Source organism: Rhodococcus sp. 2H158 (assembly GCF_053764755.1).
In genome coordinates this window covers 40,591-54,423 of the sequence record NZ_JBSNCE010000039.1, presented here as the reverse complement: position 1 = coordinate 54,423, position 13,833 = coordinate 40,591, and the positions used below count along the sequence as shown (strand labels likewise).

Sequence of the window (13,833 nt, the reverse complement as noted above, 5' to 3'; positions counted from 1 at the left end):
GCCATTGGTCCCCCCCCCACTTCGTTACTGTCAGTGTCAGCAATCCACGATTGACGAGAAGGCAGGTACCGTGACTCCTCAGAATCCGGCGACATCCATCGGTCCCACGATGACCTCGGCCACCGCTGGGCTCAACCTCAGCGACTCGGTCTACGAGCGGCTGCTGCGCGAGCGGATCATCTTCCTCGGTACCCAGGTCGACGACGACATCGCGAACAAGCTCTGCGCGCAGATCCTGCTGCTGTCCGCGGAGGACCCGACGCGCGACATCTCGCTCTACATCAACTCCCCGGGTGGATCCGTCACCGCCGGCATGGCGATCTACGACACCATGAAGTTCGTCGAGTGCGACGTGGCGACCTTCGCGATGGGCCTGGCCGCCTCCATGGGGCAGTTCCTGCTCTCGGCCGGCACGCGGGGCAAGCGGTACGCCCTGCCGCACGCGCGGATCATGATGCACCAGCCGTCCGCCGGTATCGGCGGCACGGCCAGCGACATCGCGATCATGGCGGAACAGTTCGCGCACACCAAGCGGGAGATGGCGGAACTGATCGCCGAGCACACCGGCCAGACCGTCGAGCAGATCACGAAGGACTCGGACCGCGACCGCTGGTTCACCGCCAAGGAAGCACTCGAGTACGGCTTCGTCGACCATGTCGTCTCGCGGGCGCAGCAGGCCGGCGGCACCGGCAACTAGTTCCGAGCCCCCCGATCCGCTCTACGCCCCACGAATTCCTGGAGAAGCGATGACCAACCTGTTCGATCCGCGCCAGCTCGGCGGCCAAGCTCCGGCTTCCCCCGCGAGCCGCTACATCCTGCCCTCGTTCATCGAGCACTCGAGCTACGGGGTCAAGGAGTCCAACCCGTACAACAAGCTGTTCGAGGAGCGCATCATCTTCCTCGGCGTGCAAGTGGACGACGCCTCGGCCAACGACGTCATGGCGCAGCTGCTCGTGCTCGAGTCGCTGGACCCGGACCGCGACATCACGATGTACATCAACTCGCCCGGTGGCTCGTTCACGTCGCTGATGGCGATCTACGACACCATGCAGTACGTGCGTGCCGACATCACGACCGTGTGCCTCGGCCAGGCCGCCTCGGCGGCGGCGGTGCTGCTCGCCGCCGGTAGCCCCGGCAAGCGGCTCGCCCTGCCCAACGCGCGCGTGCTCATCCACCAGCCCGCCACCGGCGGCATCCAGGGCCAGGTGTCCGACCTCGAGATCCAGGCCGCGGAGATCGAGCGCATGCGCCGCCTGATGGAGACGACGCTGGCCAAGCACACCGGGAAGGACCCCGAGCAGATCCGCAAGGACACCGACCGCGACAAGATCCTCACCGCCGCGGAGGCCGTCGAATACGGTCTGATCGACAACGTGCTCGAGTACCGCAAGCTCTCGGCTCAGAAGTAACCGCCTCGGCCCGGCCCGGAGCGCGCCCCGCGCGCCTTCGCGGCCGGGCCGGTGTGCTCGAGTGGCATTACCGCCGCCCCGCACAAAATATGGCCCGAATCGCCCGGAACCGGTCGACCGCCGTCGCAGTCTCCGGGTACGGTCGTTCCAAGGGCCCGCTCCCCGGACCGGCGCTGTCGGCGGTCGCGGGATCGGTTGCACGCTTACGAGGAAGTAGGGACCTGACAGATGGCACGTATCGGTGACGGGGGCGACCTGTTGAAATGCTCTTTCTGCGGAAAGAGCCAGAAGCAGGTGAAGAAGCTCATTGCGGGCCCAGGGGTCTACATCTGCGACGAGTGCATCGACCTGTGCAACGAGATCATCGAGGAAGAACTGGCCGAGTCCAACGAGGTCAAGCTCGACGAGTTGCCCAAGCCGGCCGAGATCCGCGAGTTCCTCGACAACTACGTCATCGGGCAGGATTCCGCGAAGCGGACCCTGGCCGTGGCGGTCTACAACCACTACAAGCGGATCCAGGCGGGGGAGAAGGCCCGCGACACCCGGGGTGAGTCGGTCGAGCTGGCCAAGTCGAACATCCTGCTGCTCGGGCCCACCGGCTGCGGGAAGACGTACCTGGCGCAGACGCTGGCGAAGATGCTGAACGTGCCGTTCGCGATCGCCGACGCCACCGCCCTGACCGAGGCCGGCTACGTCGGTGAGGACGTCGAGAACATCCTCCTCAAGCTCATCCAGGCGGCCGACTACGACGTCAAGCGCGCCGAGACCGGGATCATCTACATCGATGAGGTCGACAAGATCGCCCGCAAGAGCGAGAACCCGTCGATCACCCGCGACGTGTCCGGCGAGGGCGTCCAGCAGGCGCTGCTGAAGATCCTCGAGGGCACCCAGGCGTCGGTGCCGCCACAGGGCGGACGCAAGCATCCGCACCAGGAATTCATCCAGATCGACACCACCAACGTGCTGTTCATCGTCGCCGGTGCGTTCGCCGGCCTCGAGAGGATCGTCTCGGACCGGGTCGGCAAGCGCGGAATCGGCTTCGGCGCCGAGGTGAAGTCCAAGGCCGAGATCGACACCACCGACCATTTCGCCGAGGTCATGCCCGAGGATCTGATCAAGTTCGGTCTCATTCCCGAGTTCATCGGCCGCCTGCCGGTCGTCGCCTCGGTGACGAACCTGGACAAGGATTCGCTGGTGCAGATCCTGTCGGAGCCGAAGAACGCGCTCGTCAAGCAGTACGTCCGGCTCTTCGAGATGGACGGGGTGGAGCTCGAGTTCACCCAGGACGGGCTGGAAGCTGTCGCCGACCAGGCGATCCTGCGTGGTACCGGTGCCCGCGGCCTGCGCGCCATCATGGAAGAGGTCCTGCTGCCGGTGATGTACGACATCCCGAGCCGCGACGACGTCGCCAAGGTGGTCGTCACCGCCGAAACCGTCAACGACAACGTGCTGCCGACGATCGTGCCGCGCAAGCCCGAACGGGAGCGTCGCGACAAGACCGCCTGATTGGACAGCGTGAAAGGCCCCGGCATTCGTGCCGGGGCCTTCGCCGTGCGTGGGGTGCTTCCGTCGGAGGCTGCGACGCACCAGTGGCCGCGACACCGCAGTGCCCGCGACACCGCAGTGCCCGCGACACCGCAGTGGCCGAATGTCACACCACGTCACTCGAAGCGACGTGGTGTGACATTCGGCCACGTAAGCGGAGGTCAGATGCGGTTGCCGAGTTCACGCAGCGGGGTGCGGAAGGTTTCCTTCGCCGACAGGGCGGACACGGCGCACACCAGGCAGGCGCCGGACGTCAGGAGGGCGACGGGCAGCCAGTTCGTCGGATCGCCGCCCATGAGCGCGGTGCCGATGGCGGGGGCGAAACCGGCGATGGCGAAGCCGAGCTGGGTGCCGATCGCCATGCCGGAGTAGCGGACCTTGGTGTTGAACATCTCGGCGTAGAACGCCGGCCAGATCGCGTTGGGCGCGGCGTAGAGCAGGCCCATCAGGGCGATGCCGGCGGCGAAGATCAGCGCGACGTTGCCGGTGGAGATGGCCTGGAAGTACACGAAGATGAACACCGCCGAGCCGAGGACGCCGGTGATGAAGACGGGCTTACGGCCGACGCGATCCGACAAGGCGGCGAGGGCGGGCTGACTGAGCAAGGCGACGGCGTTGGCGGCGATCGCGACCCCCAGCATCGTCGACTTGGCGATGCCCACCTCGGCGCTGGTCGCGAACGCCAGGCCGAACACGGAGAAGATGGTGCTCACGACGGCGACGAAGGCGCAGAAGATCACCCGGGTCAGGTTGGCCGGATGGGTGCGCAGCAGGTCGGCGACCGGCAGCTTGGCGACCTCGTGGGACTTCTTGGTCTCCGCGAACTCCTCGGGCTCCTCGAGCGTGAGCCGCATGACGTACGCGGCGGCCAGCACGAACAGGCTGCCCCAGAACGGTACGCGCCAGCCCCAGCTGTAGAGGATGTCGTCGGGCATGGCCGCGACGGGCAGGAACACCAGGCTGGCGAGGATGAAGCCGGCTTGTGTGCCGTTGAGCGTCCAGCTCGCGAAGAACGCGCGACGGTTCTGCGGGGCGTGCTCGAGAGTCAGCGAGCTGGCGCCGGACTGCTCGCCGGCGGCGGAGATGCCCTGGAAGATTCGCATCAACACGAGGAGCGCGGGTGCGAGTACGCCGATCGACTCGGCGCTGGGGATCAGGCCGATGCCGAAGGTGGCGACGCCCATGAGGATGAGCGTGAACAGCATGACGTTCTTGCGTCCGACCCGGTCACCGAAGTGGCCGAGCACCACGGCGCCGAGCGGCCGCGCGACGTAGGCGACACCGAAGGTCGACAGGGACAGCAGCGCCGCGTGGCCGCTGTCGGGGAAGAACACGGTCGGGAAGATCAGGGCAGCGGCTGATGCGTAGATGTAGAAGTCGTAGTACTCGAGCATGCTGCCGAGGAAGGCCGACGACGCTGCGCGCTTGACCTTGGTGGTGTCGTGCGGGCGGGTTTCGGTCGTCATACCGGAATTCTCCGGCGTGTCGAGGGTGTGCGCGGTCATCGCGTCTCCTGTGCGGAAAAGGGGAGGGGATGTTCGAGATACGAACTCGGGTTCGTACTGCGTTGTCTCGAATGTAGGCGCCATCACACCGTGAACGCAAGATGTATGAACTAGATAGTTCATAAAATTTCGGAACGCGTGTCCGTGCGCATTCCCCTGAGGTCCCTCAGTCGGGCAGGGTCGTCAGGAACGCGACGAGGAGATCGCCCAGCATCCTCCGGTGCCTGGTCCGCAGCTCGTCCGCGGCGAGGTCCTGGTCGAACAGGGCTTGCCAGGTGTACCGGTTGGCGGTGCGGAAGACGCAGAAACTGCTGATCACCAGGTGGACGTCGAGGGCGTCGACACCGTCGCGGAAGAGGCCGTCGGCCCGGCCGCGTTCGAGGATGCCGGTGAGCACGTCGACGGCGGGGGCGCCTAGGCCGGCGAGATGGGGAGACTGCCGGATGTGCTCGCCCCGGAGCATGTTCTCGTTGGCGACGATGCGGATGAAGTCGGGATGCTGGTCGTGGTGGTCGAACGTGGCCTCGGCCAGCACGCGGATGGCGTCGACGGGGCCGAGGTCTTCGAGGTCCAGCTCGCGCTCCTGGGCGCGGATCGTCCCGTAGGAGCTCTCGAGGACGGCTCGGTAGAGCCCCTCCTTGTCGCCGAAGTAGTAGTAGATCATCCGCTTGGTGGTCTGCGTGCGCTCGGCGATCTCGTCCACCCGGGCTCCCGACAGGCCCTTGTCGGCGAACTCCGCGGTGGCCACCTCGAGGATGTTCTCCCTGGTGAGGTCGCTGTTGCGGCGTCGTCGGCCGGTCGTCTGCTCGGGTGCCATGGCGCCACCCTATCGAGCGGGGTCTTGTCTCCGTGCCGCCCGTGGCCGTACGCTATGCCTTGTAACTCACTAGTTCGTACATTATGACGTGAAAGGCCCGCCATGACCGACTCGATTCTCTGCGGCCTCATCGGAACCGGCATCGGTGCCTCGCTGACCCCCCCGATGCACGAGGAGGAGGGCGCGCGGCAGGGCCTGCGCTACGTCTACAAGATCATCGACCTGGACGAGCTGGGCCTCTCGGTCGCCGACCTACCGCGGCTGCTGCGCACCGCTCGCGAGCTGGGCTTCCGGGGCCTGAACATCACCCATCCCTGCAAGCAGGCCGTCATCGAACACCTCGACGACCTGTCGCCCGAGGCGAGCCGCCTCGGCGCCGTCAACACCGTGCTGTTCGACGGCGGGCGCGCGATCGGCCACAACACCGACTGGTCCGGCTTCGGCCGCAACTTCGACCGCGGGCTCCCCGGCGTCGCGCTCGACGCGGTCGTCCAGCTCGGAGCCGGTGGGGCGGGAGCGGCGGTCGCGTACGCCGCGCTCACCCGCGGAGTGCGCGCGTTCACCGTCGTCGATCCCGACCTCGCGCGCGCCACCGCGCTGCGCGACACGCTCACCGTGCTGTTCCCGGACGTCGCCGTCTCGTCCGCGACGCCGGCCGAGCTGCCGCGGCTGCTGGCCGCCGCGGACGGCCTGATCCACGCGACGCCCGTCGGCATGGCCGCGCATCCCGGAACGGCCTTCGACCCGGCACTGCTGCGCCCCGACCTGTGGGTCGCCGAGGTCGTCTACCGGCCCATCGAGACCGAACTCGTCCTGCGTGCCCGCGCACTCGGCGCCCCGACCCTCACCGGCGCGGGCATGGCCGTCTTCCAGGCCGTCGACGCATTCCGCATCTTCACCGGGGTGGAGCCCGACGCCGACCGCATGCTCGACCACATGACGGCGCTGATCGAGGCGGAGCGGGTGCCGGCCTGATCTGTCCGTGGGGACGACGGCGCAGTGTCCCCGCTGTCGGGACGACGGCGCAGTGTCCCCGCGGTGGGGACGACGGCGCAGTGTTACCGTCCCGGCGCGCGCAACATCGCGCAGGCGAGTTCGACGATCTCCGACTCGAAGGTGGACAGGTCGGTCGCGTCCCCGGCCTCGTGGGCGCGCTCCCACGAGGCGAACGAGCCGATGACGAAGCGCACCGTCAGCCCCACGCGCCGACGGGTGTCGGCTTCGGGGAGGTCGAGACACTGCGCGATCGTCTCCAGCAGGGAGGCGAGGACGGTGAGCGACTCGTCGGACGGGTAGTAGTCGGCCTGGACGGCCCCCGGCTGGGGGACCGCCAGGAACACCAGGGGGGCGGTGGCGAGCCACTGCTCGTTGAAGCGAGCCCAATAGCTGGGCCTCCCGCGGGCGATCTCGGTGACGAGCGGATGGACGTAGGCATAGACGAGCCGTTCGAGTGCCGGGGAGCCGTCGAGGTGGGCTGCGTCCGTCAGTGCCGCCCGCTGGGCGTTGACGCGCGGCGCGTGCCGGCTCCAGACCGCGTCGAGCAGTCCGTGCCACGAGCCGAAGTGATAGGCGATCGCCGAATTGTTGCGCTGACCGGCGGCTTTGACCACCTCGCGCGCCGAGACGCCGTGGATGCCGCGACGGGCGATGAGTTCCTCCGCGGCATCCAGCAGAGCGAGACGTCCTGTTGACACTGCCATGCGTCCACTGTACTAAGAAGTTCGACTTCCCAATTAATATGAACTTCTTAATGGAGGATTCCATGGGTCATCTCTCCTCCCGCCGCGTCCTCGTGGCGCTCGCGGTCACCTCGGTGCTGGCCGCCACGGCCTGCGCGGATTCCGAACCGTCCTCCGCTGCCGAGCGTCCTCCCGGCGCGCTGATCAGCACCCGCCCACTGACGAGCGCGGCGGCGCTGCCCAGCGCGGCGCGCACGGAACTGATCACCTACCTCTCGGAGGACGCCACGGGACGCCCGATCCTCGTGTCGGGCACCGTCGCGATCCCGCGCGGCGACGCCCCCGGCGGAGGATGGCCGGTGATCAGCTGGGCGCACGGCACGACGGGTGTCGGAGATGCCTGCGCGCCCTCGGCCGACACGGTCGGCGGACCCGCCCACAGCTACCTCTCGCGGACCACCGCGATGCTCGATCGGTGGGTCGCCGACGGCTACGCCGTGGTCCAGGCCGACTACGAGGGCCTCGGAACGCCGGGCGGACATCCCTACATGAACGGCGACAGCGCCGCGAACACGGTCGTCGACATCGTGCGTGCCGCACGCGAAGCCGAGCCCGGCATCGGGAACCGGTGGACGGTGATGGGGCACAGCCAGGGCGGGCATGCGGCCCTGTTCACCGCCGCCCAGGGCGCGGAGCGCGCCCCCGAACTGGAACTGCAGGGCGCGGTCGCGTTCGCGCCGGGAAGCCGGACGAGCGAGACCGCCGCCTACTTCGCAACCGGGGGCCCGGGGATCGCGCAGGCCCTGACCTTCCTGCCCGTCCTGTTGCTCGGCGCCGAGGCCGCCGACCCCGAGATGTCCGCCGACGCGATGCTCACGGACGCGTCCCGTCCGCTGCTCGCGGCGGCGCGCACCGGGTGCATGGACGACGTGCGCAAGGTGGCTGCGACCGTTCCCGTGGACCAGGTGTTCGCGCCCGGTGCGGACGTCGGGCGCCTGACCGAGTACTTCGCCACGCAGGAACTCGAGCAGCTCGCCCTCGCGGTGCCGACCCTCGTCGTGCAGGGAACCGCGGATGTGCTCGTGTCCCGGCAGGTCACCGACGAGGTGACGAAGGCCCTGTGCGACAACGGTTCCCCCCTTGCCTACCGGGTCTACGACGGTGCCGACCACCGCGGCGTGCTCGAGGCCTCCCACGACGACGTGCGGGCCTTCGTCGACGGGGTCCGCTCGGGCGACGCGCCCGAACAGGCCTGCAGCTGAGCCGCTCCCGGACCCCGGCTCATACGACGGATCCGGTGTAGACGTTCATCGAGTCGCCGCGGAGGAAACCGACCAGGGTCAGGCCGGACTCCGCGGCGAGATCGACCGCCAGCGACGAGGGGGCGGACACCGCCCCGAGCGCCGGGACGCCGGCCATCACGGCCTTCTGCGCCAGCTCGAAGGAGGCCCGCCCGCTGACGACGAGGACGGTGTCCGACAACGGGACCCGGTTCTCGGTCAGTGCCCAGCCGAGCACCTTGTCGACCGCGTTGTGTCGGCCCACGTCCTCCCGCAACGCCAGCAGGGTGCCCTCGGGGGTGAACAGCGCTGCGGCGTGCAGGCCCCCCGTGCTCTGGAAGACCTTCTGCCGCTGCCGCATCCGTGGGGGCATCGAGGTCAGGGCGCGGGCGGAGACCACGAAGCCGTCGGTCAGCGGGAACCGGGTGCGCCCGCGGATCCGGTCGAGGGACTCCTTCCCGCACACCCCGCACGCGGAGCTGGTGAGGAAGTTGCGGGCGCCCGCACCGTCGGGAACGGAGATCCCCGGCGCGAGGTGGACGTCGAGCACGTTGTAGGTGTTGGCGCCGCTGTCGTCGACGCCGTCGCAGTAGCGCACCACGGAGACGTCCTCGCGGCTGCCGACGATCCCCTCGGCGAGCAGGAATCCGTGGGCGAGTTCCACGTCGTGGCCCGGGGTGCGCATCGTGACCGTCAGGGCGCGGCCGTTCAGGCGGATCTCCAGCGGTTCCTCCACCGCGAGGCTGTCCGGTCGGCGTGCCTGCCCGTCCGCGGTGATCCGCAGGACGGGCCGGCGCGCGGTGACCCGCCCCATCAGTCGGCCCCGGCCCGCTCGAGTCGCACGACGATCGCCTTGGAGACCGGGGTGTTCGACTTCTTCGCGACGTGGTCGAGGGGGACCAGCGGATTGGTCTCCGGGTAGTAGGCGGCCGCGTTGCCGCGCGGGGTGCGGTACGCGACGATCCGGAAGTCGCGGACGCGACGCTCCTGCACCGCGCCGTCGGCGGGCCACTCGGACACGATGTCGACGAGGTCGCCGTCGGCGAATCCGAGTTCGGCGATGTCGTCCGGGTGGACGAACACGACCTTGCGGCCGTTCTTCACGCCGCGGTAGCGGTCGTCGAGCCCGTAGATGGTGGTGTTGTACTGATCGTGGCTGCGCAGCGTCTGGAGCACGAGCCGGCCCGGGGGAGTGGGCACCCACACCAGGTCGTTGACGCTGAAATTGGCCTTGCCGGTGTGCGTGCGGAATTCGCGGTTGTCGCGGGGCGGGTGCGGCAACTGGAACCCGTCGCGCCGGCGGACCTTGGTGTTGTAGTCCTCGCAGCCGGGCACGACCCGCCCGATCGAGTCGCGGATCAGGTCGTAGTTGCCCTCGAACGCCGACCAGCGGACCGGATGGTCGGGGCCGAACAGCTCGCGGGCGAGCCGGCAGACGATCGCGACCTCGCTGCGCAGCTGGTCGCCGACCGGCTGCAACCGGCCCCGCGACAGGTGCACCATGGACATCGAATCCTCCACGGAAACCAGCTGTTTACCGCTCTCCTGGATGTCGAGGTCGGTGCGTCCGAGGGTGGGCAGGATCAGCGCTGTGCGCCCGTGCACGAGATGGCTGCGGTTGAGCTTGGTCGAGATCTGCACGGTCAGCTCGCAGCGGCGCAGCGCCTCCTCGGTGGCGTGGGTGTCGGGAGTCGCGGCGACGAAGTTGCCGCCCATCGCCATGAAGAAACTCGCCCGGCCGTCGCGCATCGCGCGGATGGCCTCGACGGTGTCGTACCCGTGCCTGCGCGGGCTGGTGATCCCGAACTCGAGGTCCAGCGCGGCGAGGAAGGACTCGGGCATCTTCTCCCAGATGCCCATCGTCCGGTCACCCTGCACGTTCGAATGCCCCCGCACCGGGCAGACCCCGGCCCCGGGCTTGCCGATCATCCCGCGCAGCAGCAGCAGGTTGACCGCCTCGGCGATGGTGGCGACGGCATGGGTGTGCTGAGTCAGGCCCATCGCCCAGCACGTCACGGTGCGTTGCGAGGTGGCCAGGTCCCGGGCGGTGGACCGCAGCTGCGCCTCGCTCAGCCCGGTGGCCTCGAGGACGGTGCCGAGGTCGACCGCGCGGACGTGCCGCTCGTAGTCGTCGAAGCCGGCGCAGTGGGCCTCGACGAAGGCCCGGTCGATCACGGTGCCGGGCGCGGCGTCCTCCGCCTCGAACAACAGCCTGCCGAGCCCCTGGAACAGCGCCATGTCGCCACCGAGGCGGATCTGCAGGAACTCGTCGGCGATGTCCGTGCCGTGGCCGAGCACGCCGTCGACGCGCTGCGGGTCCTTGAACCGGAGCAGCCCCGCCTCGGGGAGCGGGTTGATCGCGATGATCCTGGCCCCGTTCTCCTTGGCCTTCACCAGGGTGGAGAGCATGCGCGGATGGTTGGTGCCCGGGTTCTGACCGGCGACGAGGATGAGGTCCGCGTGCTCGAGGTCCGGCACCGACACCGAGCCCTTGCCGATTCCGATGGTCTCGACGAGTGCGCTGCCGGAGGACTCGTGGCACATGTTGGAGCAGTCCGGCATGTTGTTGGTGCCGTAGCTGCGGATCAGCAGCTGGTAGAGGAACGCGGCCTCGTTGCTGGTGCGGCCCGACGTGTAGAAGACGGCGTGGTCCGGGGTGGGGAGCGCACGCAGGTGGTCGGCGATCAGCCGGTACGCGTCGTCCCAGTCGATGGGGGTGTAGTGGGTCGCGCCGGGGCGGAGCACCATCGGATGGGTCAGCCGGCCCTGCTGCCCGAGCCAGTAGCCGGTCTTCTCCGACAGTTCCGCGACGGAGTGACGGGCGAAGAACTCGGGCGTGACCGTCCGCAGGGTGGCTTCCTCGGCGACGGCCTTGGCGCCGTTCTCGCAGAACTCCGCGGGCTTGCGGTGACCGGGCGTCTCGGGCCAGGCGCACCCCGGGCAGTCGAATCCGTGCCGCTGGTTGAGCCGCGGCAGCGTGGCCGCCGTGCGGGCCACGCCCATCTGCTCGTAGGCGCGTTTCAGCGACACCAGGACCGCCGGGACACCGGCGGCGTGGTCCTTGGGTCCGGTGACCTCGAGGTCGGATTCCACGATGTCGTGCAGCGGACCGTGTCGAGTCATGTGTCCATCCTCACCCGCGAGCGATGCGCATACCAGTTCGAACGCTACCGGTCGCCCCCGAGCGAGCGCTCGGCGGTGGGCAGTGCCGGGGGTGAGCCGCCGTTACACGAAGTTCACCGGCGGCTCCCACGCAGATTACACACTGGGTTCACTCTCAGGTGACGGTGATTAACAACATAAGACAGTCACCGCGACACGTACGAGGGGCGATCCCTCGGGACTGAACAAGGTGGACACCTATGGAAGAGGCAATCGCTGCCGCCGACACCGCCTGGATCCTCGCGGCCTTCACGGCGGTCTCGCTGATGGTTCCCGGGCTGGCGCTGTTCTACGGCGGCATGGTGAGCGTCCGCAGCACGCTCAACATGATCATGATGACGTTCGCAGGCTTCGCGCTCGTCGGAGTTCTGTGGGTTCTGTTCGGCTACTCGGCGGTGCTCGGAAACTCGCTCGGCGGTGCCGGACTGCTCGGCAACCCCCTCGAGTATCTCGGGCTCGGCCAGCTGCTCGAGGCGCCGGCCGAACCGGGACTCCCGCCGGCGCTGATAGCCGGATTCCAGCTCTTGTTCGCGGGCATCACGGTCGCCCTCGTGTGCGGCGCCCTTGCCGACCGCATGAAGTTCTCGGCCTGGATGGTGTTCGCCGGGCTGTGGGCCGTGCTGGTGTACTTCCCCGTCGCGCACTGGGTCTTCGCGTTCGACTCCGAGGACGGGTCCGTCGTCGGCGGCTGGATCGCCAACACCCTCGGCGCGGTCGACTTCGCCGGCGGCACCGCCGTCCACATCAACGCCGGCATCGCGGCCCTCGCGGTCATCATCGTCCTGGGCAAGCGGCGCTCGTTCCTGAATCCGCCCCGCCCGCACAGCCTTCCGCTGACCGTTCTCGGTGCCGGCATCCTGTTCTTCGGCTGGTTCGGGTTCAACGGCGGTTCCGCGCTCGCCGCGGACAACAACGCCTCGGTCGTCGTGCTCAACACCATCGCCGCGTCGTGCGCCGGCATCTGTGGCTGGCTGATCGTCGAGAAGCTGCGGGAGGGGCACGCCACGACCCTCGGCGCCGCGTCCGGCCTCATCGCCGCGCTCGTCGCGATCACCCCGGCCTGCGGTGCCGTCTCGCCGATCGGCGCACTGGTCGTCGGCGCCCTGGCCGGCGCGCTGTGCTGCTTCGCGATCTCGCTGAAGTTCCGGCTGGGCTACGACGACGCTCTCGACGTCGTCGGCATCCACCTCGTCGGTGGCGTCCTCGGCACGCTGCTCATCGGTTTCCTGGCGGTGCCGGAGGCTCCCAGCGGCGCGGCCGGGCTGTTCTACGGCGGCGGAATCGGCCTGCTCGGCACCCAGACCGTCGCGGTGCTCGCGGTGCTGGCCTACTCCTTCGTCGTCACCTGGATCATCGCCAAGGGTCTCGACCTGGCGATGGGCCTGCGCGTCGATCCGGAGGCCGAGTACGAGGGTCTCGACGTCGTCGTGCACGGCGAGACCGCCTACGTGCTCGACGCGGTGGGCTTCACCGGCACGTCCCGTACGGAGGCGGCGTCGGTCGCCGAGGCGGCGACGGCACTCACGTCGAAGGCGGCAGCCGAGAAGCTGTGACCGAGGACCGACTACGGGTGAGGCCCCCGCTACGGCGGGGGCCTCGTTCGTCGTCGAGCGGGAGATGCTCGCGACGAGGGGGCGGTTACCGGTGCCTGCACCCGCGATTCACCGCGGCGGTCTCCCGCTCGACGCGGAAACCCCCCGCTCGTGGTGGAGGGCAGGATCAGTCCTGGTGTTTGTCCGGGTACGCGGTGACCGCAAGGAACCGGATGGGCAGGGTGACGAGCTCGTTCGGCCCGTGGATGCCCTCGCCGTCGAGCAGCAGGGCGTCGCCGGGCTGGAGCCGGTACTCGGATTCGCCGTGCCCGTAGACCATTTCGCCCTCGAGCATGTAGAGCAGCTCGGTCCCCGGATGCTGGAACAGCGGGAAGACCTCGCTCGCGTCGGTGAGCGTCACCAGCACGGGCTCGAGCCGCTTGTGCTGGCCCCGCAGCGTGCCGAGCAACTCGTAGTGGTGCCCGACGCGGGTGCCGCGGCCGACGATCTCCGCGCCCTGGCCGGCCTTGACGAACACTGCCTCGCGTTGCGCGTCGGCGCCCCGGAACAGCGACGTCACCGGTACGTCGAGACCTGCGGCCAGGCGGGCGAGGGTCGAGAGGCTGCACGAGGTCTGGGCGTTCTCGATCTTCGACAGCATCGCCTTGGAGATGCCCACCTTCGCGGCCATGTCGCCCACGGAGAGCCCGCTGGCGATCCGCAGCTTGCGGACCTCCCGTGCGATGGCGCGTTCCAGGTCCACCCCGGTCGGGGTGTCCCGCGGGACCTCCCGGCCCGGCGCGTCGTGCAGTACGGGGCGCTCGGGGCTGCTCATGTCCTCACTGTACGTGCTGTTTCCCGACAGTGGACGATCGTGCGAGGGGTGGGCACACGGAACGAGCGA

At 68.9% G+C, this 13,833-nt stretch carries 12 protein-coding genes; 6 read left to right on the top strand and 6 right to left on the bottom strand.

Going from position 1 to position 13,833, the window contains the following annotated elements; all coding sequences use genetic code 11:
- Nucleotides 1-70 precede the first annotated feature (70 nt).
- The 3 genes from ACWPOB_RS26580 to clpX all read left to right on the top strand — a co-directional run bounded on the left by ACWPOB_RS26580 (nt 71) and on the right by clpX (nt 2,915).
- A complete protein-coding gene (locus ACWPOB_RS26580) occupies nt 71-697 on the top strand; it encodes an ATP-dependent Clp protease proteolytic subunit (RefSeq protein ID WP_003938127.1) in 627 nt (208 codons plus the stop codon).
- Nucleotides 698-746: 49 nt separating this feature from the next.
- Nucleotides 747-1,409, top strand: a complete 663-nt coding sequence (locus ACWPOB_RS26575; RefSeq protein WP_100056228.1) for an ATP-dependent Clp protease proteolytic subunit — start codon at nt 747-749, stop codon at nt 1,407-1,409.
- Between the two features lie 228 nt (nt 1,410-1,637).
- The gene (gene clpX, locus ACWPOB_RS26570) at nt 1,638-2,915 is read left to right on the top strand and encodes an ATP-dependent Clp protease ATP-binding subunit ClpX (protein WP_003938129.1); all 1,278 of its coding nucleotides are present in this window, start codon (nt 1,638-1,640) and stop codon (nt 2,913-2,915) included.
- 200 nt (nt 2,916-3,115) lie between these two features.
- Here the strand turns inward: clpX and ACWPOB_RS26565 are convergent, their stop codons facing one another.
- Nucleotides 3,116-4,459: an MFS transporter gene (locus ACWPOB_RS26565; RefSeq protein ID WP_455402653.1), complete on the bottom strand. Its 1,344-nt coding sequence runs from the start codon at nt 4,457-4,459 to the stop codon at nt 3,116-3,118.
- A gap of 166 nt (nt 4,460-4,625) precedes the next feature.
- Nucleotides 4,626-5,276 carry a TetR family transcriptional regulator gene (locus ACWPOB_RS26560; RefSeq protein WP_100056229.1) on the bottom strand — a complete coding sequence of 217 codons (651 nt, stop codon included), beginning with the start codon at nt 5,274-5,276 and terminating at the stop codon, nt 4,626-4,628.
- 102 nt (nt 5,277-5,378) lie between these two features.
- Between ACWPOB_RS26560 and ACWPOB_RS26555 the strand changes: the two genes are divergently transcribed.
- Nucleotides 5,379-6,251, top strand: a complete 873-nt coding sequence (locus ACWPOB_RS26555) for a shikimate dehydrogenase (protein ID WP_455402652.1) — start codon at nt 5,379-5,381, stop codon at nt 6,249-6,251.
- A gap of 83 nt (nt 6,252-6,334) precedes the next feature.
- On the opposite strand, the gene ACWPOB_RS26550 is transcribed toward ACWPOB_RS26555, so the two are convergent.
- Nucleotides 6,335-6,976, bottom strand: coding sequence for a TetR/AcrR family transcriptional regulator (locus ACWPOB_RS26550; RefSeq protein ID WP_455402651.1), 642 nt, complete (start codon nt 6,974-6,976; stop codon nt 6,335-6,337).
- A gap of 62 nt (nt 6,977-7,038) precedes the next feature.
- Between ACWPOB_RS26550 and ACWPOB_RS26545 the strand changes: the two genes are divergently transcribed.
- Entirely contained in the window at nt 7,039-8,217 is a 1,179-nt protein-coding gene (locus ACWPOB_RS26545) for an alpha/beta hydrolase family protein (RefSeq protein WP_455402650.1), read from the top strand.
- A gap of 19 nt (nt 8,218-8,236) precedes the next feature.
- On the opposite strand, the gene fdhD is transcribed toward ACWPOB_RS26545, so the two are convergent.
- Both fdhD and ACWPOB_RS26535 read right to left on the bottom strand, forming a co-directional pair.
- Nucleotides 8,237-9,049, bottom strand: a complete 813-nt coding sequence (gene fdhD / locus ACWPOB_RS26540; RefSeq protein ID WP_100056506.1) for a formate dehydrogenase accessory sulfurtransferase FdhD — start codon at nt 9,047-9,049, stop codon at nt 8,237-8,239.
- Nucleotides 9,049-11,358: an FdhF/YdeP family oxidoreductase gene (locus tag ACWPOB_RS26535; RefSeq protein ID WP_100056507.1), complete on the bottom strand. Its 2,310-nt coding sequence runs from the start codon at nt 11,356-11,358 to the stop codon at nt 9,049-9,051. Before ACWPOB_RS26535 ends, fdhD begins: the two co-directional genes overlap by 1 nt.
- Nucleotides 11,359-11,597: 239 nt before the next feature.
- Between ACWPOB_RS26535 and ACWPOB_RS26530 the strand changes: the two genes are divergently transcribed.
- On the top strand, nt 11,598-12,950 hold the full coding sequence (locus ACWPOB_RS26530; protein WP_455402649.1) for an ammonium transporter: 1,353 nt from the start codon (nt 11,598-11,600) through the stop codon (nt 12,948-12,950).
- A 166-nt stretch (nt 12,951-13,116) separates the two neighbouring features.
- On the opposite strand, the gene ACWPOB_RS26525 is transcribed toward ACWPOB_RS26530, so the two are convergent.
- Nucleotides 13,117-13,764, bottom strand: coding sequence for a helix-turn-helix domain-containing protein (locus ACWPOB_RS26525; RefSeq protein ID WP_054374234.1), 648 nt, complete (start codon nt 13,762-13,764; stop codon nt 13,117-13,119).
- Between the last annotated feature and the right edge of the window lie 69 nt (nt 13,765-13,833).